The sequence below is a fragment of the Brevibacillus sp. MS2.2 genome (assembly GCF_013284345.1).
Taxonomy (GTDB): domain Bacteria; phylum Bacillota; class Bacilli; order Brevibacillales; family Brevibacillaceae; genus Brevibacillus; species Brevibacillus brevis_C.
In genome coordinates this window covers 1-19,265 of record NZ_JABSUZ010000045.1, presented here as the reverse complement: position 1 = coordinate 19,265, position 19,265 = coordinate 1, and the positions used below count along the sequence as shown (strand labels likewise).

31 protein-coding genes are annotated in these 19,265 nt (G+C 47.0%); 29 read left to right on the top strand and 2 right to left on the bottom strand.

From position 1 onward, the window contains the following. The first annotated feature begins 7 nt into the window (after positions 1–7). The 26 genes from rplX to HP568_RS26305 all read left to right on the top strand — a co-directional run bounded on the left by rplX (position 8) and on the right by HP568_RS26305 (position 15,818). Entirely contained in the window at positions 8–322 is a 315-nt protein-coding gene (rplX, locus tag HP568_RS26430; RefSeq protein ID WP_007716253.1) for a 50S ribosomal protein L24, read from the top strand. Between the two features lie 26 nt (positions 323–348). Continuing rightward, entirely contained in the window at positions 349–891 is a 543-nt protein-coding gene (gene rplE / locus HP568_RS26425) for a 50S ribosomal protein L5 (protein ID WP_007716254.1), read from the top strand. Between the two features lie 24 nt (positions 892–915). Then, a complete protein-coding gene (locus HP568_RS26420; RefSeq protein ID WP_007716256.1) occupies positions 916–1,101 on the top strand; it encodes a type Z 30S ribosomal protein S14 in 186 nt (61 codons plus the stop codon). A gap of 27 nt (positions 1,102–1,128) precedes the next feature. Continuing rightward, entirely contained in the window at positions 1,129–1,527 is a 399-nt protein-coding gene (gene rpsH / locus HP568_RS26415; RefSeq protein ID WP_048035659.1) for a 30S ribosomal protein S8, read from the top strand. Positions 1,528–1,562: 35 nt separating this feature from the next. After that, the gene (gene rplF / locus HP568_RS26410) at positions 1,563–2,099 is read left to right on the top strand and encodes a 50S ribosomal protein L6 (RefSeq protein WP_048035660.1); all 537 of its coding nucleotides are present in this window, start codon (positions 1,563–1,565) and stop codon (positions 2,097–2,099) included. Between the two features lie 32 nt (positions 2,100–2,131). After that, positions 2,132–2,494 (top strand): 50S ribosomal protein L18, encoded by a 363-nt coding sequence (gene rplR, locus HP568_RS26405; RefSeq protein ID WP_047074697.1) that lies wholly within the window; start codon positions 2,132–2,134, stop codon positions 2,492–2,494. An 18-nt stretch (positions 2,495–2,512) separates the two neighbouring features. Then, a complete protein-coding gene (rpsE, locus tag HP568_RS26400) occupies positions 2,513–3,010 on the top strand; it encodes a 30S ribosomal protein S5 (protein WP_007716268.1) in 498 nt (165 codons plus the stop codon). A 16-nt stretch (positions 3,011–3,026) separates the two neighbouring features. Then, a complete protein-coding gene (gene rpmD, locus HP568_RS26395; protein WP_012683995.1) occupies positions 3,027–3,212 on the top strand; it encodes a 50S ribosomal protein L30 in 186 nt (61 codons plus the stop codon). 33 nt (positions 3,213–3,245) lie between these two features. After that, positions 3,246–3,686 carry a 50S ribosomal protein L15 gene (rplO, locus tag HP568_RS26390; RefSeq protein ID WP_007716272.1) on the top strand — a complete coding sequence of 147 codons (441 nt, stop codon included), beginning with the start codon at positions 3,246–3,248 and terminating at the stop codon, positions 3,684–3,686. Beyond that, complete coding sequence (gene secY, locus HP568_RS26385; RefSeq protein WP_173630665.1) at positions 3,686–4,981, top strand: preprotein translocase subunit SecY; 1,296 nt, start codon at positions 3,686–3,688, stop codon at positions 4,979–4,981. Before rplO ends, secY begins: the two co-directional genes overlap by 1 nt. Before the next feature lie 60 nt (positions 4,982–5,041). Next, a complete protein-coding gene (locus tag HP568_RS26380) occupies positions 5,042–5,686 on the top strand; it encodes an adenylate kinase (RefSeq protein WP_048035662.1) in 645 nt (214 codons plus the stop codon). Between the two features lie 6 nt (positions 5,687–5,692). Continuing rightward, complete coding sequence (map, locus tag HP568_RS26375; RefSeq protein WP_048035663.1) at positions 5,693–6,439, top strand: type I methionyl aminopeptidase; 747 nt, start codon at positions 5,693–5,695, stop codon at positions 6,437–6,439. A gap of 118 nt (positions 6,440–6,557) precedes the next feature. Further along, positions 6,558–6,776 carry a translation initiation factor IF-1 gene (gene infA / locus HP568_RS26370; RefSeq protein ID WP_003333772.1) on the top strand — a complete coding sequence of 73 codons (219 nt, stop codon included), beginning with the start codon at positions 6,558–6,560 and terminating at the stop codon, positions 6,774–6,776. Positions 6,777–6,810: 34 nt separating this feature from the next. Next, on the top strand, positions 6,811–6,924 hold the full coding sequence (rpmJ, locus tag HP568_RS26365) for a 50S ribosomal protein L36 (RefSeq protein ID WP_003333770.1): 114 nt from the start codon (positions 6,811–6,813) through the stop codon (positions 6,922–6,924). A gap of 21 nt (positions 6,925–6,945) precedes the next feature. Next, a complete protein-coding gene (gene rpsM, locus HP568_RS26360) occupies positions 6,946–7,314 on the top strand; it encodes a 30S ribosomal protein S13 (RefSeq protein ID WP_012683999.1) in 369 nt (122 codons plus the stop codon). Positions 7,315–7,330: 16 nt separating this feature from the next. After that, positions 7,331–7,732, top strand: coding sequence for a 30S ribosomal protein S11 (gene rpsK, locus HP568_RS26355; protein ID WP_005828803.1), 402 nt, complete (start codon positions 7,331–7,333; stop codon positions 7,730–7,732). 156 nt (positions 7,733–7,888) lie between these two features. Beyond that, positions 7,889–8,833, top strand: a complete 945-nt coding sequence (locus tag HP568_RS26350) for a DNA-directed RNA polymerase subunit alpha (RefSeq protein ID WP_005828801.1) — start codon at positions 7,889–7,891, stop codon at positions 8,831–8,833. 56 nt (positions 8,834–8,889) lie between these two features. Continuing rightward, a complete protein-coding gene (gene rplQ, locus HP568_RS26345) occupies positions 8,890–9,249 on the top strand; it encodes a 50S ribosomal protein L17 (RefSeq protein ID WP_012684000.1) in 360 nt (119 codons plus the stop codon). 168 nt (positions 9,250–9,417) lie between these two features. Further along, positions 9,418–10,269 carry an energy-coupling factor transporter ATPase gene (locus HP568_RS26340; RefSeq protein ID WP_048035664.1) on the top strand — a complete coding sequence of 284 codons (852 nt, stop codon included), beginning with the start codon at positions 9,418–9,420 and terminating at the stop codon, positions 10,267–10,269. After that, entirely contained in the window at positions 10,245–11,117 is an 873-nt protein-coding gene (locus HP568_RS26335; RefSeq protein WP_056493554.1) for an energy-coupling factor transporter ATPase, read from the top strand. The genes HP568_RS26340 and HP568_RS26335 overlap by 25 nt, the downstream gene beginning before the upstream one ends. 2 nt (positions 11,118–11,119) lie before the next feature. Continuing rightward, positions 11,120–11,917 carry an energy-coupling factor transporter transmembrane component T family protein gene (locus tag HP568_RS26330; RefSeq protein WP_173630664.1) on the top strand — a complete coding sequence of 266 codons (798 nt, stop codon included), beginning with the start codon at positions 11,120–11,122 and terminating at the stop codon, positions 11,915–11,917. Next, a complete protein-coding gene (truA, locus tag HP568_RS26325) occupies positions 11,914–12,648 on the top strand; it encodes a tRNA pseudouridine(38-40) synthase TruA (RefSeq protein ID WP_048035665.1) in 735 nt (244 codons plus the stop codon). Before HP568_RS26330 ends, truA begins: the two co-directional genes overlap by 4 nt. Positions 12,649–12,902: 254 nt before the next feature. After that, a complete protein-coding gene (gene rplM, locus HP568_RS26320; RefSeq protein ID WP_012684005.1) occupies positions 12,903–13,340 on the top strand; it encodes a 50S ribosomal protein L13 in 438 nt (145 codons plus the stop codon). A gap of 20 nt (positions 13,341–13,360) precedes the next feature. Continuing rightward, on the top strand, positions 13,361–13,753 hold the full coding sequence (gene rpsI / locus HP568_RS26315; protein WP_005828788.1) for a 30S ribosomal protein S9: 393 nt from the start codon (positions 13,361–13,363) through the stop codon (positions 13,751–13,753). A gap of 124 nt (positions 13,754–13,877) precedes the next feature. Further along, the gene (gene cwlD, locus HP568_RS26310) at positions 13,878–14,594 is read left to right on the top strand and encodes an N-acetylmuramoyl-L-alanine amidase CwlD (protein WP_137031380.1); all 717 of its coding nucleotides are present in this window, start codon (positions 13,878–13,880) and stop codon (positions 14,592–14,594) included. 111 nt (positions 14,595–14,705) lie between these two features. Beyond that, positions 14,706–15,818 (top strand): P-loop NTPase, encoded by a 1,113-nt coding sequence (locus HP568_RS26305; protein WP_048035667.1) that lies wholly within the window; start codon positions 14,706–14,708, stop codon positions 15,816–15,818. A 52-nt stretch (positions 15,819–15,870) separates the two neighbouring features. On the opposite strand, the gene gerD is transcribed toward HP568_RS26305, so the two are convergent. Continuing rightward, positions 15,871–16,515 carry a spore germination lipoprotein GerD gene (gene gerD, locus HP568_RS26300; RefSeq protein ID WP_173630663.1) on the bottom strand — a complete coding sequence of 215 codons (645 nt, stop codon included), beginning with the start codon at positions 16,513–16,515 and terminating at the stop codon, positions 15,871–15,873. 125 nt (positions 16,516–16,640) lie between these two features. Between gerD and HP568_RS26295 the strand changes: the two genes are divergently transcribed. Further along, complete coding sequence (locus tag HP568_RS26295) at positions 16,641–17,228, top strand: KinB-signaling pathway activation protein (protein ID WP_048035669.1); 588 nt, start codon at positions 16,641–16,643, stop codon at positions 17,226–17,228. 26 nt (positions 17,229–17,254) lie between these two features. Here the strand turns inward: HP568_RS26295 and pdaB are convergent, their stop codons facing one another. Beyond that, on the bottom strand, positions 17,255–18,025 hold the full coding sequence (pdaB, locus tag HP568_RS26290; protein ID WP_048035670.1) for a polysaccharide deacetylase family sporulation protein PdaB: 771 nt from the start codon (positions 18,023–18,025) through the stop codon (positions 17,255–17,257). Between the two features lie 125 nt (positions 18,026–18,150). Here pdaB and HP568_RS26285 point away from each other — a divergent pair, with 125 nt between their 5' ends. Both HP568_RS26285 and HP568_RS26280 read left to right on the top strand, forming a co-directional pair. After that, positions 18,151–18,804 carry a stage II sporulation protein M gene (locus HP568_RS26285; protein ID WP_048035671.1) on the top strand — a complete coding sequence of 218 codons (654 nt, stop codon included), beginning with the start codon at positions 18,151–18,153 and terminating at the stop codon, positions 18,802–18,804. Between the two features lie 115 nt (positions 18,805–18,919). Next, the gene (locus HP568_RS26280; protein WP_007716307.1) at positions 18,920–19,153 is read left to right on the top strand and encodes a hypothetical protein; all 234 of its coding nucleotides are present in this window, start codon (positions 18,920–18,922) and stop codon (positions 19,151–19,153) included. Positions 19,154–19,265 lie beyond the last annotated feature (112 nt).

The window sequence follows — 19,265 nt, the reverse complement described above, 5'->3', positions numbered from 1 at the left end:
CCAAGCGATGCACGTTAAAAAAGGCGACACTGTTATCGTAAATGCGGGCAAAGATAAAGGCAAAAAAGGTCGCGTTCTCGCTGCTTATCCAAAGAAAGAACGCGTTCTGGTTGAAGGTATCAACCTCGTGAAGAAACATAGCCGTCCGTCCCAAGCTAACCCGCAAGGTGGCATTGTGACTCAAGAAGCAGCTATTCACGTATCCAACGTATCTTTGATCGATCCGAAGTCCGGAAAAGCTACTCGCATCGGTTACAAAGTTTTGGATAACGGCAAGAAAGTTCGGTACGCGAAAAAGTCTGGCGAAGTACTCGACAAGTAGTCAGGTTGGAAAGGAGGATATCCTAGATGGCAACAAGATTGAAAGAAAAGTATACGAGCGAAATCGTGCCTGGTTTGATGAGCAAGTTCAACTACACTTCCATCATGCAAGTACCGAAAGTAGAAAAGATCATCATCAATATGGGTGTTGGCGAAGCGGTAGCTAACGCTAAGTCCTTGGATACTGCAATTGAAGACCTGCAAATCATCGCTGGTCAAAAGCCTGTAGTAACAAAGGCTAAGAAATCCATCGCGGGTTTCAAATTGCGTGAAGGTATGCCGATCGGTGCGAAGGTAACTCTGCGCGGCGAGCGTATGTACCACTTCCTCGATAAATTGATGAACGTATCTCTCCCGCGTGTTCGTGACTTCCGTGGAATTTCTTCCAAGGCTTTTGACGGTCGCGGTAACTATACACTTGGTCTGAAGGAACAACTGATCTTCCCTGAGATCGAGTACGATAAAATTGATAAAGTTCGTGGTATGGACATCGTTATTGTTACTTCCGCGAAAACGGATGAGGAAGCTCGTGAGTTGCTGACTCAAATGGGTATGCCATTCCGTAAATAAACCCACTCGTAAGGAGGGAAGAATGTGGCAAAGAAATCAATGATCATCAAGCAACAGCGGGAGCCGAAGTTTGCAGTACGCGCGTACACTCGTTGCGAGCGTTGCGGACGTCCTCACTCCGTATTGCGCAAATTCAAACTCTGCCGTATTTGCTTCCGTGAACTTGCTTATAAAGGTCAAATTCCAGGCGTGAAAAAAGCAAGCTGGTAATTTGAAACGGGAAGGAGGTTTTCTCTCATGGTTATGACTGATCCAATCGCAGATATGTTGACTCGCATCCGTAACGCCAACATGGTTCGCCACGAGAAGGTGGAAATCCCGGCGTCTACCATCAAGAAGGAAATCGCGCGCATTCTGAAAGAAGAAGGCTTCATCCGCGATGCGGAGTTTGTTGAAGACAACAAACAAGGAATCATCCGCGTATTCCTGAAGTACGGTACTAACAACGAGCGCGTCATCACAGGTCTGAAGCGTATCTCCAAACCAGGTCTTCGTGTATATGCGAAAAACAACGAAGTGCCAAAGGTTTTGGGTGGCCTCGGTTGCGCGATCATCTCTACATCCACTGGTGTAATGACTGACAAGCAAGCTCGTCAAGCTCATGTAGGTGGAGAAGTTCTCGCATACATTTGGTAATTAACAGATTGTAAATAGCACAGGAGGTGCACCACATGTCTCGTGTCGGTAGAAAACCGATCGTGGTCCCTGCAGGCGTTACCCTCACTCTGAACGGTACTGAGCTGACGGTAAAGGGCCCTAAGGGTCAACTCGTTCGTAGCTTCCATGAAGATATCAAAATCAACATCGCTGAAAACGAAGTAATCGTTGAGCGTCCAAGCGATAACAAACTTCACCGTTCCCTGCATGGTACAACTCGTGCGCTGGTATCCAACATGGTAACTGGCGTATCTGAAGGTTTCACTCGTACCCTGGAACTGGTCGGTGTAGGTTACCGTGCTGCCAAGTCTGGCAACGGTGTTACTCTCTCTCTTGGTTTCTCCCACCCAGTGGAAGTTACTCCAGAAGAGGGTATCGAAATCGATGTACCAAACCAAACCACTTTGGTGGTAAAAGGTATCAACAAAGAGCGCGTAGGCCAAATTGCTGCTGAAATCCGTTCTCTGCGTAAACCTGAGCCATACAAAGGTAAAGGTATCAAGTACAGCGATGAAGTTGTTCGTCGTAAAGAAGGTAAAAAAGGTAAATAAGCTTCTAGCTTCATGAGAAAGGAGGCCGCTTAATGTTTACGAAAGCTGATAAAAACAAAGCTCGGAAAAAACGCCACCTGCGAATCCGCAAACGCGTGATTGGTTCTACCATTCGCCCGCGTCTAAACGTTTTCCGTTCTTCTAAGCATATCTACGCTCAATTGATCGATGATGCAACTGGCGTAACACTGGTATCTGCATCTTCTTTGGATAAAGAGCTGGGCCTGAAAAATGGCGCTAACGTGGAAGCTGCTACAGCTGTTGGCACACTGATCGCTAAGCGTGCACAAGAAAAAGGTGCGACAGAAGTGATTTTTGACCGCGGTGGTTACATTTATCATGGACGTATTAAAGCACTGGCAGAAGCAGCTCGTGAAGCTGGTCTGCAATTCTAACAACAAGGAGGGTAAGGAATGCGTATCGACCCTAGCAAATTAGAGCTCGAAGAAAAAGTAGTCGCAGTTAACCGTGTAGCAAAAACGGTTAAAGGTGGACGTCGTATGAGCTTCAGCGCCTTGGTTGTTGTGGGAGACCGTAACGGCCACGTAGGTGCTGGTATGGGTAAAGCTCAAGAAGTTCCAGACGCCATTCGCAAAGCGATTGACGATGCTAAGAAAAAATTGATCCGTGTACCGATGAGAGGAACAACTGTTCCGCACCAAGTACTGTGCCAATTTGGCGCTGGTAAGGTTCTCATCAAGCCTGCTGCCCCTGGTACAGGTGTTATCGCTGGTGGACCTGTTCGTGCCGTACTCGAACTGGCTGGTGTAGGCGATATTTTGAGTAAGTCTCTTGGTTCCAACAATCCTATCAACATGGTCAACGCTACGCTGGAAGGTCTCGGCCGTCTGAAAACAGCGGAAGATGTCGCGAAATTGCGCGGTAAGACTGTTGACGAGTTGTTGGGTTAATAAGGAGGGAATGAACATGGCAAAATTGCAAATCACCCTCAAACGCAGCCTGATCGGACGTACAGTAGATCAGCAAGACACTGTAAAAGCTCTGGGTCTTCGCAAAATCAACTCCACTGTAGTGAAGGAAGACAATCCTGCAATTCGTGGAATGGTTTTCAAAGTGAAGCACTTGGTAGAAGTGAAAGAAGTAGAAGCTTAATTGAACATCTCAATTAGTTAGGAGGTGCAACGTATGAAATTGCATGAACTGCAACCTGCAGAAGGATCCCGTCACACTCGTAAGCGCATCGGTCGCGGTATTGGTAGCGGTACTGGCAAAACTGCTGGTAAAGGTCACAAAGGTCAAAACGCTCGTTCCGGCGGAGGTGTTCGCCCAGGATTCGAGGGTGGTCAAAACCCATTGTACCGTCGTCTGCCTAAGCGTGGTTTCACTAACATCAGCCGCAAAGAATTTGCGATTGTTAGCTTGGACGCGCTGAACCGTTTCGAAGAGGGCACTGTAGTAACACCTGAGCTGTTGAAAGAAACTGGTGTTATCAGCGCGCTGCGCGACGGTGTTAAGGTTCTTGCTAATGGTGAACTGACTGTGAAGCTGACTGTAAAAGCTCACAAGTTCTCCGGAGCAGCTGCTGAGAAGATCGCTCAAGTCGGTGGAACAACCGAGGTGATCTAATGTTAGCGTCCTTAACTAACATTTTTAAAATTAGCGACCTTCGTCGCAAGATCCTTTTTACGCTCATGATGCTGGTTGTTTTCCGTCTCGGAAGCTTTGTGCCAGTTCCTAACGTAAATGTCGAGTTATTTCAGCAGAATGCAAACCAATTACTTGGCTTGTTGAACACCTTCTCGGGTGGAGCACTGCATAACTACTCGATTTTTGCTATGGGAATCATGCCGTATATTACGGCATCGATTATCATGCAGCTGATGTCCATGGATGTTGTACCTAAGCTTACGCAATGGGCACGTGAAGGGGAAGTTGGCCGTCGCAAGATTGCTACTGTTACCCGTTACGCTACCATCATCCTTGGACTGATTCAGTCTGTAGGGATGACGATTGGATTCAACAATATGACACCAGGCTTGTTAAACGATACATCGATTGGCAGCTATGCGCTCATTGCGTTGACATTGACAGCTGGGACCGCATTCATGATGTGGATGGGGGAACAGATTACGGAGAAGGGTATCGGTAACGGGATTTCGATCCTGATCGTTGCCGGGATCGTTGCAGGGCTGCCTAATGCGGCTTCAACGATTTACACCACACAGTTTGGTGATCCTGCTCAAAACATCTTTTTCAGCATCGTCAAAGTTCTGCTTATTTTATTGGTGGTCCTCGCCATTGTTGTCGGGGTTATCTTTATGCAGCAAGGTCTTCGTAAGATTCCGGTGCAATATGCGAAACGAGTGGTTGGACGCAAAATGTACGGTGGTCAATCTACCCACATTCCGCTGAAAATCAACTCTGCTGGTGTAATCCCTGTAATCTTTGCGCTATCGCTCGTAATGTTCCCTTCCACGATTGCACAGTTCTGGGTGGATGCATCCGGACAAGGATTCGCTAACTGGATTTATCAGAACTTCCAAGTGCAGAAGCCTCTTGGGATGACACTTTACGCTATTTTGATTCTCGGTTTCACCTATTTTTACACATTCGTACAGATTAACCCGGTACAAATGGCAGAAAATATGAGAAAAAATGGCGGTTATATTCCTGGTATCCGACCTGGTAAAAACACTGAGGTATTCATTACTCGTACATTAAACCGGTTAACATTGGCGGGGGCTTTGTTCCTGATGGCAATTGCCATTTTGCCATTCTTCTTCAGTAGTATTGCAAGCTTGCCGCAATCCATTTCGATCGGTGGTACATCACTGTTGATCGTAGTTGGGGTATGCTTGGATACAATGAAGCAGATTGAAAGTCAGATGATCAAACGCCACTATCAAGGGTTTATCAAGTAATGACTTGGATGTTTACAGAAAAGCTTCTGTAGCTTTTTTGATGGGACGGAGGGAATGGACGTGAATATAATTCTGATGGGACTGCCTGGAGCCGGTAAAGGGACACAGGCAGAACGTATCGTAAAAGAGTTTGACATCCCGCACATTTCGACTGGCGACATGTTCCGAGCTGCGGTCAAAAACGAAACGCCGCTCGGACTAGAGGCTAAATCCTACATGGATAAAGGTCATCTCGTCCCAGACGAGGTCGTCATTGGTATTGTGCGGGAGCGCCTTTCGATGGATGACTGCGCAAAGGGATTCCTCTTAGATGGTTTTCCGCGCACAGTTCCTCAGGCGGAAGCGTTGACAGCTACAGTAAAAGAGCTGGGACGCGAAATTGACCATGTAATTAACATCAACGTTCAACGCGAGCAATTGATTGAACGTCTGACCGGTCGCTGGATCTGCCCTGTTTGCGGTGCTAGCTATCACACGATGTTCAATCCTCCAAAAGAGGCTGGCGTATGTGATAAAGATGGTGGTAAGCTGTATCAGCGTGATGACGACAAGATCGAAGTGGTAACACAACGCCTTGACGTAAATATCGCTCAAACACAGCCACTTATCGACTACTACTCCGCACAGGAACTTCTGCGAGATATCGATGGAGAACAAGATATCCAGGTAGTGTTTGCGGAAATTAAGTCTTTGTTGCGAGGGTAATTGCGAATGATTATCCTAAAGTCGAAAGCAGAACTTGAGGTTATGCGCGAAGCTGGTCGTATCGTCGCACTCACCCATCAAGAACTGGCCAAGGCGATCAAGCCTGGTGTCACGACGAAGCAGCTAGACGAAATTGCCGAGACCTTTATTCGAAGCATGGGAGCAATTCCATCGTTTAAAGGCTATGGTGGCTTTTCAGGAAGTATCTGTGCTTCAGTCAATGAAGAACTCGTACACGGGATCCCAGGTAAACGGGCGTTGCAAGAAGGAGACATTATCAGTATCGACATTGGTGCCCAGTTTCAGGGTTACCATGGCGACTCCGCTTGGACGTATCCGGTCGGTCAGATTTCAACAGAAAACCAGAAGCTGCTCAGAGTAACGGAAGAGTCGTTGTACAAGGGGCTTGAAAAAGCTGTTCCGGGTGGACGCTTATCCGATATCTCTCATGCGATTCAGGTTCATGCAGAAGCTGCCGGCTTCACACTCGTTCGCGAGTATGTGGGGCATGGGATCGGGCAAAACTTGCACGAAGATCCGCAGGTTCCTAACTACGGACCTCCTGATCGAGGACCGCGGTTAAAACCAGGCATGGTGTTGGCAATTGAGCCAATGGTAAATGCCGGCGAACGTTATGTCCGCACATTGGAGGACAATTGGACGGTAGTAACAGTGGATCGGAAAACTTGTGCTCATTTTGAACACACCATCGCGATTACGGAAGATGGCTATGAGATTTTTACACGGACATAAAAACGGTAGTTCCGAACGGTTCGGGATTGTCGTCCAACGTGTCGACGATAAGTTCGTTGTGTGATCATTTCGCAAAACTCATGGTCCGACTGAAGAGCAGAAGAAAGGAGAGTTTACCATGGCAAAAGATGATGTAATTGAGGTGGAAGGTACGGTAATCGAACCTTTGCCAAATGCTATGTTTCGAGTAGAATTAGAGAATGGACATAAAGTCCTTGCTCACGTCTCAGGAAAAATCCGCATGCACTTTATCCGTATCCTGCCGGGGGATAAAGTAACTGTTGAACTGTCGCCGTACGACTTAACCCGCGGGCGTATTACGTACCGCTATAAATAGTAAGCAAAACCCCTAGAAAAGGGAGGCAAGAACCATGAAAGTGAGACCTTCGGTTAAACCGATCTGCGAGAAATGCAAGGTTATCCGTCGCAAAGGTAACGTAATGGTTATTTGTGAAAATCCGAAGCATAAGCAAAAACAAGGGTAAACAAGGAGGTGCTTTTGACACATGGCACGTATTGCAGGCGTAGACTTGCCGCGCGAAAAACGCGTTGAAGTTGCTCTTACCTACATTTTTGGTATTGGCCGCCCCACGTCTCAAAAAATTCTGTCCGCTACTGGCGTAGACATGAACACTCGTGTTCGCGATCTGACAGAAGATGAAGTGAACAAACTTCGTGAGTACATCGACAAAACTGTGAAGGTGGAAGGTGACCTCCGTCGTGAGATCTCCCTCAACATCAAGCGTCTGATGGAAATCGGTTGCTTCCGTGGCATCCGTCATCGTCGTGGACTTCCAGTTCGCGGTCAACGTTCTAAAACAAATGCTCGTACGCGTAAAGGTCCACGCCGTACAGTAGCAAACAAGAAGAAGTAAAGGAGGGTAATCTGACATGGCGAAAAGAAAACAAGCTACAGCAACTCGTACCCGTCGTCGTGACCGTAAGAATGTTGAAGTCGGCGTAGCACACATCCGCTCAACTTTCAACAATACGATTGTCACTATCACGGATCCACACGGTAACGCGATCTCTTGGTCCAGTGCTGGTTCCCTCGGCTTCAAAGGCTCCCGTAAAAGCACTCCATTTGCTGCGCAAATGGCTGCTGAAGCGGCTGCACGCGTTGCTATGGAACACGGTATGCGTTCCCTTGAAGTATCGGTAAAAGGCCCAGGTGCTGGTCGTGAAGCTGCGATCCGTTCCCTGCAAGCAACTGGTCTTGAAGTGAACATGATTAAAGACGTGACGCCAATTCCGCACAACGGTTGCCGTCCACCAAAACGTCGCCGCGTGTAACTGGTTTATATCGTTCAGAACATGTCCATACTAGAATGGTAAATTCTGATTTATAGCTTGTCATGCACGCAAACGGTAAACCGCCGGGGAAATTCCTGAGTGGGCACGTATGCGGCCCACCCAAGGATTTCGACGTTTTGAAGGAGGGTTTGTTTAATGATAGAAATAGAAAAACCAAAAATCGAGGTTGTGGAAGTTAGCGACGACAACTCGTATGGAAAGTTTGTTGTAGAACCTCTAGAGCGCGGATACGGAACTACCCTTGGCAACTCGCTGAGACGAATTCTTCTTTCGTCCTTGCCAGGCGCGGCAGTTCGTACTGTTCAAATCGATGGGGTTCTTCACGAATTCTCTACGGTTGAAGGCGTCGTTGAAGATGTAACCGAGATCATCCTGAACATCAAAGGCTTGGCGCTGAAGATCCATTCCGATGAAGAAAAAGTAATCGAGATCGATGCAGAAGGCGAAGGCGTTGTCAAAGCGGGAGATATCCGTGCTGACAGTGATGTGGAGGTCTTAAACCCTGATCTTCATATTGCAACGTTGGCCAATGGCGGTCGTCTGCATATCCGCATGACAGCTGGACGTGGTCGTGGTTATGTTCAATCTGACGGAAACAAATCTGAGGATCTGCCTATTGGTGTGATTCCGATTGATTCGATCTACACGCCAATCAAGCGCGTTAACTATCAAGTGGAAAATACCCGTGTAGGGCAAATGACCAACTATGACAAGTTAACACTTGAGGTTTGGACTAACGGTAGCATCAGTCCGGAAGAAGCCGTGAGTCTCGGCGCAAAAATCATGACGGAGCACCTGAACTTGTTCGTTGGTCTGACTGACGAGGCGAAGGATGCAGAAATCATGGTAGAGAAGGAAGAGGACAAGAAAGAGAAAGTCTTGGAGATGACTATCGAAGAGCTCGATCTTTCCGTTCGTTCCTACAACTGCTTGAAGCGTGCCGGTATTAATACCGTGCAAGAGCTGACGCAGAAGACCGAAGAGGACATGATGAAAGTACGCAATCTGGGGCGCAAATCTCTTGAAGAAGTTCAAGAAAAGTTAGCTGAACTGGGCTTGTCCCTGCGCAGTGACGATTAGAATAGCAAACCAAGAGGCAAACTTTTGTTCTCTCGATTAAGAGGGAGGTAAACCACATGGCACAACGTAAATTGGGTCGTCGTAGCTCAGCTCGTAAAGCGCTGTTCCGCGACTTGGTAACAGACCTGATCATCAACGAGCGCATCGAAACTACAGAGATGAAGGCGAAAGAACTGCGCCCAATCGCTGAGAAAATGATCACGCTCGCGAAACGTGGCGATCTGCATGCTCGCCGTCAAGTTGCTGCTTTCGTTCGCAAAGAAGTTGCGAATGCTGAAGGCCGCGATGCTGTTCAAAAACTGTTCGATGAAATCGCTCCTCGCTTCAAAGAGCGCAACGGTGGATACACTCGTATCCTGAAAGCCGGCCCTCGCCGTGGCGACGCTGCTCCAATGGCGTACATCGAATTCGTTTAATACATGTAAACTGGTCGTTTACTCAGGTTTTAAGCCTGGTAGATTACCGCGAAAAGGGTGGGGGCAGATCTGGTCATAGGCTGGACTCTGATTCAACCCTTTTTTCCTTTCTCATCGAAATCCTGCTAGTCAGTTCCCTGTGAAGGCTGGGGAGGTTGTGAATGCCTCATGAATGAAGATAACCTGCTGGCATTGCGAGATGTTTCTTATACCTACGATGGTGAGGATGGCCAACGGGTTCCGGTATTACAAGGTGTTGACCTTACCATTCAAAAAGGTTCCTTTGTATCCGTACTAGGTCACAACGGTTCCGGCAAATCAACGATGGCAAAGCTGATGAATGCTCTGTTGCTTCCAGAAGGCGGCACAGTACTTATCAGTGGAATGGATACGAAAGATGGGGAGCAGCTTTGGGAAATCCGACGACATGTTGGCATGGTCTTTCAGAACCCGGACAATCAGATTGTTGGGGCTACAGTGGAAGATGATGTCGCCTTTGGCCTAGAAAACATGGGTGTGGACCCCAAAGAGATGCGAGAACGCATTGATGAGGCGCTCGTTTCTGTAGGGATGGAGTCTTATTTACAGGCACAACCACATCGTCTGTCTGGGGGTCAAAAGCAACGAGTGGCGATCGCAGGGATTATGGCGATGCGTCCTTCTGTCATCATCTTGGATGAAGCGACAGCGATGCTTGATCCACAAGGGAGAATGGAAGTGCTGAATCTGGCTCGTCAACTGAACCGTGACGAGGGACTCACGATCATCAACATTACCCACTTTCCGGAAGAAGCCATCTATTCGGATAAGGTCATCGTTATGAATGCGGGTGAGGTCCTGATGGAAGGTAAGCCAACTGAAGTGTTTAATGAGGTAGATCGATTGAAACAGGTGGGACTTGATGTGCCATTTGCCGTTCGACTTCGACACGCACTTCAATCCAAAGGGATTGATTTACCGTTTGTCCTGCATCAAGAGGAGCTGGTGGAGCACGTATGCAAATTACTTTTGACCAAGTAAGCCATATCTACGCAAAGGGAACACCGTTCGAACGAGTTGCCTTACACAATATTTCGCTGACGATTCCATCCGGTTCGTTTGTCGGAATTATTGGCCACACGGGCTCAGGTAAGTCAACGCTGATTCAGCACTTGAACGGTTTGCTGATGCCTAGTTCAGGGCAGATTACCCTGGGTGATGCGGTCATTACTCCAAAGCGGCGATTACCCCATGCTCAAAGGCGCGATATTGGGCTCGTCTTTCAATATCCTGAACATCAGTTGTTTGAAGAAACGGTTGCGAAGGATGTTGCTTTTGGACCACTCAATTTTGACTTGCCAACGGAAATGGTGGAAGCCCGCGTAAAGGAGTCCCTTGAAATTGTTGGCCTAGATTATGCCACGATCAAGGATCGCTCGCCGTTTCATTTGAGTGGCGGGCAAATGCGACGTGTTGCTTTGGCTGGTGTTCTTGCCATGCAGCCGAAGGTTCTGGTATTGGATGAACCAACTGCGGGCCTTGATCCTGCGGGACGAGTAACGATTCTGGAAGGGATCTACCGGATTCATCGGGAACAGAACCTCACGACACTATTGGTCACGCACAGCATGGAAGAGGCAGCCCGCTATGCAGACTATTTGCTTGTGATGGCACAAGGCCAAGTAGCTTTGCAGGGTAAGCCAGAAGAAGTATTCATGCATGTGGACCGTCTCCGAGAGCTGTCTTTGGATGTACCGGAAACGGTGGCTCTTGTATCGCAAATGAATCAAATGCTGCCGGACAAGGCTAGTCTGCCGAGCTCCCTTTATCGGGAGGAAGAGCTGATTGCCCATCTGCTGGAACGACTGTCCGTACCAAAGGAGGGCTAGGCATGCTGCAGAATATCGCAATTGGTCAATACGTACCAGGGCAATCTTTTTTACATCGTGCAGATCCGCGAAGCAAGCTTCTCTTCATCATCCTTTTTGCTACCTTGATTTTTCTGGCTAACAATACGGTAACCTACGCCATACTCATTGGTTTTACCTTGTATGCTGCACTTCTTTCTAGGCTTTCATTGTCCTATATATTAAAAAGCTTAAAGCCAGTCTGGATCCTGATTTTATTTACCGTCGTCTTGCATATTTTTATTACGAAAGGCGGAACGGTCTACTTTCAGTGGGGATGGTTTACAGTAGAAGAACAGGGAGTTCGCCAGGCGATCTTCATTTCTTTGCGCTTGGGACTTTTGATTCTCATTAGTTCCTTGCTAACACTGACCACCTCTCCAATCGATTTGACGGAGGGTTTGGAGCGTTTACTAGGACCACTAGGGAAGATCGGCATACCGGTTCATGATATAGCCCTGATGATGTCAATTGCACTCCGGTTCATTCCGACCCTGATGGAAGAAACGGATAAGATCATCAAGGCGCAGACCGCCAGAGGAGCCAATTTCACCAGTGGTAGTCTCGTACGCAGAGCCAAGAACCTGATTCCGATCGCTATCCCATTGTTCGTTAGTGCGTTTCGGCGTGCTGAAGAGCTGGCTTTGGCGATGGAAGCTCGTGGCTATCGCGGGGGAGTGGGTAGAACGCGGCTGAATAAGCTGACGTTTACTTGGCGTGATGGAACCGTAGCTGGTGTGAGTGTGATCTTGGTAATCGTGATTGGATGGTGGCGTACATGAAGCGACTGCGATGTGTATTAGCATATGACGGAACTGACTTCAGTGGTTTTCAGGTACAGCCAGATCAAGTAACGGTCCAGGGTGAAATTGAAGCCGCATTGAATCGGGTTACCGGAGAAGATATTCAAGTCTTCGGGTCGGGCCGGACAGATGCGGGCGTTCATGCACGAGGTCAAGTGATTCACTTTGACACGTCGAGTAACATTCCGATGGATAAATGGCGGTTTGTGTTGAACAATCAATTGCCTGATTCTATTGTCATTCGGACAGTCGAAGAGGTCGATGCCTCTTTTCATGCGCGTTTTGACGTGCAAGTAAAAGAATATCGATATTGCATCGACAACAATCCAGTGGCAGATGTATTTCGACATCGTTACGCCGACCATGTCCGGTTTCCGTTAGATGTGGACGCGATGCAGCAGGCTGCTCATTATTTGGTGGGTGAACATGATTTTACTTCCTTTTGCTCGGCAAAAACATTCGTCGAGGACAAGGTTCGGACTGTGTACGGGCTCACCGTGGAAAAAATCGGACACGAGGTATGGGTGACATGCCGAGGCAATGGTTTTTTGTACAACATGGTTCGAATTATTGTGGGGACTTTGGTTGAAGTAGGGCAAGGAAAAAGAAGCCCTGCTGAACTGAGGGAAATCCTCGCGGCATGTGATCGGGAAAAGGCAGGTAAGACAGCACCAGCCAAGGGTCTGACCATGTGGGAAGTTGTCTACTAGTTCTCTGATTTCCAACTATTAGACGAACGAGCAGCACTTGACTAAGGGGCGTCTATGTAGTACGATATTCCTTGGTATTTTAACCCCGCCTAGCCCCACTCTAGCCCCGGGATTGAAAGACAAGATCGTGAATACATGGAACACCTGGAAGAGTTGCTCACCCGTAACAGCAATTATCTTCCATTGCAAGTTTCGGTTGTTTTGGTTATAAGTAGATGGATATGTGTTAGGTAAGATATTTAGGAGGGACAAAAATGCGTACCACATATATGGCGAAACCGCTCGAAGTTGAGCGCAAATGGTACATCGTTGACGCTGAAGGCCAAACGCTGGGTCGTCTGGCGAGCGAAGTAGCTTCTATCCTGCGCGGAAAATTGAAACCAGAATTCACTCCTCACGTTGACGCTGGCGATTTCGTAATCGTAATCAACGCTGACAAAGTGAAATTGACTGGTAACAAACTGAATGACAAAATTTACTACACTCACTCCCTGTATCCAGGTGGTTTGAAAAAGACCACTGCTGGCGCAATGCTGAACAAACGCCCAGATCGTATGTTCGAACTGGCGGTAAAAGGCATGCTGCCTAAAAACAGCCTGGGACGTCAAATGTTCACCAAGCTGAAAGTATACGCTGGAACTGAGCATCCACACGCAGCACAAAAACCAGAAGTTTGGCAAATTCGCGGTTAAGGTAAAGGGAGGAAATATACGTGGCACAAGTACAATACTACGGTACAGGTCGTCGTAAGCACTCCGTAGCACGCGTTCGCCTGGTTCCAGGTGAAGGTCGCATCGTGATCAACAAGCGTGAAATGGATACTTACTTTGGTTTGGAAACACTGAAATTGATCGTAAAACAACCACTCGTTCTGACTGAAACTCTTGGTCGTTACGATGTATTGGTTAACGTAAACGGCGGCGGAACCACTGGTCAAGCTGGTGCAATCCGTCACGGCGTTGCTCGCGCTCTGCTGAAAGCAGATCCGGAACTGCGCGGCGCTCTGAAACGCGCTGGCTTCCTGACTCGCGATCCTCGTATGAAAGAACGTAAGAAATACGGCTTGAAAGCAGCTCGTCGCGCACCTCAATTCTCCAAGCGCTAATTGCTGTTCGATACAACCCCTTGTCTGTTCGCAGGCAGGGGGTTTTTCCTTTTCACAAACGGGTATATTTGTCCATGTTTGTCCATATGATGGAACGAGAATGGGACAAAGGGGACGATACACTGTGACACGAAAAGGAGTAGGCTGGATATTGGCTTTTGCGGTACTCATGCTGTTGTTCACCTACGAAGCGCCTGATCGCTCTTCCTGGCAGGCATGGTCGTTGCCGTTGACGGGAACGGTCATAGCCATTGACCCTGGGCATGGGGGAATAGACGGCGGTGCCGTTTCCAAAGCTGGGGATGTGGTGGAGAAAGAAGTGACGTTGGCCATTAGCATGTACTTGCGGGATTTCCTTCAGCAGTCAGGAGCGTTTGTAGTTATGACGAGGGAGGAAGACAAGGATTTGGCGAGTCCAGATGCCGCGCAGGCACGCAAACGAAAATCTGAGGATATCCGAAACCGAGTAAGGCTGGTAAATGATAGTACACCGGATTTTTTGGTCAGTATACACGTCAATTCCATCCCTTCTCCGAAATGGTCGGGTGCACAGACTTTTTATTCCCCTAGCTTCAAAAAGAGCGCAGAAGTTTCTTATTTGATACAAGATGAAATCAAACGGGTGATCGGTCATACAGATCGGGTTCCGAGTAAGACGAATAATGTGTTCTTGATTCGGGAGGTAAACTGCCCGGCCGTTTTGGTAGAAGTAGGCTTTGTCAGCAATACGGAGGAGGCAAAGCGACTTCAGAGCGTTGAATACCAAAAGGCTATGGCAAATGCCATTTATCAGGGGATCTTACGTCAGTACTCGGGAGAAAAAGCACCAATTACACCTTAAGAGGGCGGTGGTCGTGTCCCTACCGCCCGAATATGCTATAATGAACGCGCATACGCTGTCGTTATACCAGCATGGAAATGTTTGAAAAGATCATAGATGAGGTGAACCAGAATGTTGACCAGAGAACAGGTTCTCGAAGCACTACGCGATGTAAAAGACCCTGAAATTAATCGTAGCTTGGTCGAGCTCAACATGATTCGGGATATCCATATTGAAGGCAAGACAGTAAGCCTCACGGTCGTTCTGACGATTTCGGGCTGTCCACTCAAAGCCAAGATCGAGGACGATGTCATCGCAGCTGTGAAAGCGTTAGGAGCCGAAGAAGTACGCCTGCAATTCGGATCAATGACAGACGAGGAACGTGCTGCTCTGTCTGCCCAGCTTCGCAAGAACCAAGGTGGGCAAACACATAACATGGCACCGGGACAAGCTCCCCTCTTGAACCCGATCTTGGCGAAGGATTCAAATACGACCTTTATTGCGGTCACTTCCGGAAAAGGTGGCGTCGGAAAATCGACGGTGACAGTGAACCTGGCTGTTGCGCTCGCGCGTTTAGGAAAAAAAGTGGGCATTATCGACGCAGACATTTACGGCTTTAGTGTGCCCGATATGATGAATATTGAACAACGTCCAACGGTAATTGGTGAAACCATTCTGCCTGTTGAAAAGCAAAATGTAAAGGTTATGTCCATGGGCTTTTTTGTGGAGGATAACTCTCCGATCATTTGGCGAGGCCCTATGTTGGGTAAAATGCTGCGTAACTTTTTCACGGAAGTACACTGGGGTGAAGAATTGGATTACCTCTTGTTGGACTTGCCTCCAGGAACGGGTGATATGGCCCTCGACGTACACACCATGATTCCGCAAAGCATGGAGATTGTGGTAACGACTCCTCATGCTACTGCAGCGTTTGTAGCAGCTCGCGCAGGAGCTATGGCAAAACGGACTGGTCATGAAATCCTCGGTATTGTGGAGAACATGGCGTGGTACGAAGCAAAGGATGGTTCGAAAGAGTACGTATTCGGGCGTGGTGGAGGGGCTAAGCTTGCCGAGACATTGGCATGTGAGTTGCTCGCTCAAATTCCACTGGGCCAACCAGATAATCATCCATCTGAACCTGATTATTCCCCATCGATTTATGGAGAAAAGACGGAAATTGGTCAGCTGTACATCGATATGGCCAAACGTGTCATAGAAAAATGCGGGGAAGCTGTCAAACAATAATATCCAAGAAGATGAAAAAGGTGGGCTCTGCAATAGAGCTCACCTTTGCGTTTTAGGAGGAAGGGTTGCCGCCGCCACCGCCGCCGCCACCTCCACCACCTTCTTTTCCCTTTCCTTTTTTCTTCGGCTTCAGTTCCTTTGGTTTTGTCATGTCCTCGGAAACTTTGGTCATGATCTTCATGAGTTCAGCCTGGAACAAAGGACTTTGCAGGGATTCCTTCATCACTTGCATGGTTTGTTGTCGATAAGCAGAGCTTTTCATCAGGTCCATCAAATTTTTCTCAAATTCAGGGTCTTTCATTACGCTTATAAGCTCTTTTTGGTATTCAGGGTCCTTCATCAGGTCCTTCATTAGCGTTTTTTGCTCGTTCTTCATGGATTTCGCCATGGCGCTTGCAAACTTAGGGTCTTTAAACGCCTCTTTGATGTGCGTGCTATTGGGATTCGTCATGCTTTGAATCAAAGTTGTCCGTACTGTCGATTCGTCGAGCATCAGATTTTGTTTAAACTTTTCGTCCTTCATCATCTTACTTACAGATTGCTTCGCTTCGTCCGTCTGCAATATGTCCAGCACCATGTCTTTGACGTTTTTATAATCAGGCTGAGACGAACTTTGTGCTTGTCCGCTACCCCCGCAACTGGTCAGCACCAGACAGAAAAGAGCGGTTAACCAAAAAGACATTGTCTTTTTTCTCATGGGGTGGACACCTCCTTCTTTACTCTGCCTACAAGTAACGTGTGCATTTTGTTTTGTTCTTACGCTAGTATTTTCTTGTATCCATTGGTACAATCATATTCGATGTGGATGGGAGGGAATACTTGGTGAGTTTACGTAAGTATGGATGGCTTTTTATTACCACGCTCTTGCTTGGGGGATTAGGTGGGATCCTGGTTGCCCTTATTTTTTATTTAGACAAGCTGCTCGTAGGAAGTACGGGTAACTTTTTTGTCGGCTTGTTCATGTATCTACTGTATGGAATGACCATTAGTATTGTGGCTCAGATGGGTTTTTTTGCGTATATGACGATTAATTATTTCGCTAAAACGATATTTAAAACACCTTCCCTGTGGAAAAGTGTCCAAGTATTTCTTATTTTGTTTGTCTTTTTCGATATGATTTATCTACGCTATACGTCCTTCGGTGAAGGAAAAGGATTTGGCACGTACTTTATTGAGCCAACGCTATTATTGATTGTCGCTATTGTTACCGCATATGGAAAAGTGAGTCTGACCAATAAATCTGCATGGATACCGACGACGTTCTTTATGTTTGTCGTTACGGCACTAGAATGGATTCCGGCATTGAAGGAAGATAATGTGCGTGCCACTTTGTCCATGCTTGTCCCACTATTGTTTTGTAACGTCTGGCAAGTCATGCAATTGCACCGTCTGGTAAAAAGAGAAAGCTGACCCAATGAAGGTCAGCTTTTTTTGTTTTAGTGAATTTCTTTGCTGTCTACACTTGTACCCGAAATGAGTTCAGATACTGTAACGAATTCATAGCCATCCTTGCGAAGTTGATCAATGATCACAGGGAGGGCAAGATGTGTATCTTTTGCAGAATCGCTCGCATGCATCAGGATAATGTCTCCTGGATGAGCTTTCGATAATACATTATTGATGATCACATCTGTTCCCGGATTGGTCCAATCTTTTGAGTCCGTATCCCACTGGATGACGGAATAACCCATGCGATTGGCGATTTCCAGCACTCGTTTGTCAAAATCACCATTTGGCATCCGAATGAGCGTAGGTTTTTTTCCAGTCATTTCGGTTAGAATGGAGTCCGCTTTAGCTATTTGGGAACGAATTTCTTCATCGGAGTATTTGGTGTAGTTATCGTGCTTGTGACCGTGCGAACCAATTTCTAAGCCATCTTCTTTGATGCGTTTTAAGATGTCCGGATGTCGTTGACTCCAAGGGGAGGAGAGGAAAAAGGTCGCTTTGTTTACCTTTTTTTCTTTCAAGACATCCAGTATAGGTAATGCTCGTGTCTCGCCCCAGCTAATGTCAAAGGTAAGGGCGATTTTCTTTTCTTTGGTGTCGACCTTATAAATAGCTTGGGGGGCTTGCGTGCTGGCACCTTCCGCAAAGGCAGCAATTGAATCGCGTTCCGCATAACCAATACCAGCTGTGAGTACGATGGCCGCGACGATAATTAAGATTTGCTTTAATCGTTTCGCGCTCATCACGTAAATGAATTTCATGGATAAGCACCTCCTTTGTCCGATAACAGTTTATGCAGGGAAGACAAGGATATTCTTTGGCCTGTTGGCTATTGTTGAGGTACAATGCATATAGTGAATGAAGAGGCAGTAAAGGGGTGTGGTGCATGGGCAATCGATTGCGGCATTTATGGCTTGATAACCGAAAATATTTCTTCGCCGCATGCTTATTGTTTTTTGGTGGTGCCTTGATTGGTTATTTTCAAGCACCGCTCGTTGAAGAGATGGTCGATCAAATGATGGGCCAATTAAAGGAAATTGCTGAACGGATAAAAGATAACGGCGGCGGACCTTTAGCAGTGTTCTGGATGATTTTTTCCAATAATGTTTTCAGTGCATTGATGATGATGGCGCTGGGCATATTGTTTGCATTCTTTCCCATAATTGGAATGCTTACAAATGGAGTGCTGCTTGGATTTATTTTTTTCAAATACAGTGCAGTGGGAGTAAGTCCATGGGTTATTTTTAGTGCAGGTATTTTGCCACATGGAATTTTTGAGCTCCCAGCTATCCTGTTTGCAGCGGGAGTTGGTATTCGTTTAGGGGTGCTGACTTTACGCTCAGTGGGAGTTCTAATCCAACCCCAAAAGCTGGCACGATTGAAAAATGACTGGTACGATACACTCAAGCAATTTCCAGTAGCGGTTCTTACTGTGGTCGTTCTGTTATTCGTCGCTGCTATTGTGGAGAGCACGATTACTCCAACTATTCTCAAGGAAACAGTGGGCCCACAACTGCAGCAATTGAACTTACTGAAATAATTCAGATTTGCGAACAAATTGAAGCCTTCCTAAACGGAGGGCTTTTTATTTTGAATAGGGCTGAATTTTGATGGAAAGGATAGAGGAGAGACTCGTAAGGCGGAGGGCGATATCGTTGCTAGGGTTTTTGTTTAATACAAAAGAAGTACAGGAACTAGAATACTTATTAAAACGTGAGCTGGAAGAGATGCTCCTTGATTTTAGCGATAAACGAATTGATCAACTAGTGAAGCGGGCCATGGAGGAGAGATACTCCATTATGTTTCGCATGTATGCAAGAATCGCCTCTCCCAATGAGTTATCCAAGTATGTCAGACGCAGAAAACTCGGGGAGGAGCATTATACTTAAAAACTTTTTTAAAAAACATATTGACTCAAAGATAGGTAACGTGATAGATTAATTCTTGTCCTTAAGACGCCATCACAAATAACGATGAACACTGAGGACAGGAAATTGCTCC

Excerpts from the sequence above, each read along its gene's own strand:
- rplX (WP_007716253.1), top strand. The coding sequence starts at position 8 with ATGCACGTTAAAAAAGGCGACACTGTTATCGTAAATGCGGGCAAAGAT.
- rplE (WP_007716254.1), top strand. The coding sequence starts at position 349 with ATGGCAACAAGATTGAAAGAAAAGTATACGAGCGAAATCGTGCCTGGT.
- rpsH (WP_048035659.1), top strand. The coding sequence starts at position 1,129 with ATGGTTATGACTGATCCAATCGCAGATATGTTGACTCGCATCCGTAAC.
- rplF (WP_048035660.1), top strand. The coding sequence starts at position 1,563 with ATGTCTCGTGTCGGTAGAAAACCGATCGTGGTCCCTGCAGGCGTTACC.
- rplR (WP_047074697.1), top strand. The coding sequence starts at position 2,132 with ATGTTTACGAAAGCTGATAAAAACAAAGCTCGGAAAAAACGCCACCTG.
- rpsE (WP_007716268.1), top strand. The coding sequence starts at position 2,513 with ATGCGTATCGACCCTAGCAAATTAGAGCTCGAAGAAAAAGTAGTCGCA.
- rpmD (WP_012683995.1), top strand. The coding sequence starts at position 3,027 with ATGGCAAAATTGCAAATCACCCTCAAACGCAGCCTGATCGGACGTACA.
- rplO (WP_007716272.1), top strand. The coding sequence starts at position 3,246 with ATGAAATTGCATGAACTGCAACCTGCAGAAGGATCCCGTCACACTCGT.
- secY (WP_173630665.1), top strand. The coding sequence starts at position 3,686 with ATGTTAGCGTCCTTAACTAACATTTTTAAAATTAGCGACCTTCGTCGC.
- map (WP_048035663.1), top strand. The coding sequence starts at position 5,693 with ATGATTATCCTAAAGTCGAAAGCAGAACTTGAGGTTATGCGCGAAGCT.
- infA (WP_003333772.1), top strand. The coding sequence starts at position 6,558 with ATGGCAAAAGATGATGTAATTGAGGTGGAAGGTACGGTAATCGAACCT.
- rpmJ (WP_003333770.1), top strand. The coding sequence starts at position 6,811 with ATGAAAGTGAGACCTTCGGTTAAACCGATCTGCGAGAAATGCAAGGTT.
- rpsM (WP_012683999.1), top strand. The coding sequence starts at position 6,946 with ATGGCACGTATTGCAGGCGTAGACTTGCCGCGCGAAAAACGCGTTGAA.
- rpsK (WP_005828803.1), top strand. The coding sequence starts at position 7,331 with ATGGCGAAAAGAAAACAAGCTACAGCAACTCGTACCCGTCGTCGTGAC.
- HP568_RS26350 (WP_005828801.1), top strand. The coding sequence starts at position 7,889 with ATGATAGAAATAGAAAAACCAAAAATCGAGGTTGTGGAAGTTAGCGAC.
- rplQ (WP_012684000.1), top strand. The coding sequence starts at position 8,890 with ATGGCACAACGTAAATTGGGTCGTCGTAGCTCAGCTCGTAAAGCGCTG.
- HP568_RS26340 (WP_048035664.1), top strand. The coding sequence starts at position 9,418 with ATGAATGAAGATAACCTGCTGGCATTGCGAGATGTTTCTTATACCTAC.
- HP568_RS26335 (WP_056493554.1), top strand. The coding sequence starts at position 10,245 with ATGCAAATTACTTTTGACCAAGTAAGCCATATCTACGCAAAGGGAACA.
- HP568_RS26330 (WP_173630664.1), top strand. The coding sequence starts at position 11,120 with ATGCTGCAGAATATCGCAATTGGTCAATACGTACCAGGGCAATCTTTT.
- truA (WP_048035665.1), top strand. The coding sequence starts at position 11,914 with ATGAAGCGACTGCGATGTGTATTAGCATATGACGGAACTGACTTCAGT.
- rplM (WP_012684005.1), top strand. The coding sequence starts at position 12,903 with ATGCGTACCACATATATGGCGAAACCGCTCGAAGTTGAGCGCAAATGG.
- HP568_RS26305 (WP_048035667.1), top strand. The coding sequence starts at position 14,706 with ATGTTGACCAGAGAACAGGTTCTCGAAGCACTACGCGATGTAAAAGAC.
- gerD (WP_173630663.1), bottom strand. The coding sequence starts at position 16,515 with ATGAGAAAAAAGACAATGTCTTTTTGGTTAACCGCTCTTTTCTGTCTG.
- pdaB (WP_048035670.1), bottom strand. The coding sequence starts at position 18,025 with ATGAAATTCATTTACGTGATGAGCGCGAAACGATTAAAGCAAATCTTA.
- HP568_RS26285 (WP_048035671.1), top strand. The coding sequence starts at position 18,151 with ATGGGCAATCGATTGCGGCATTTATGGCTTGATAACCGAAAATATTTC.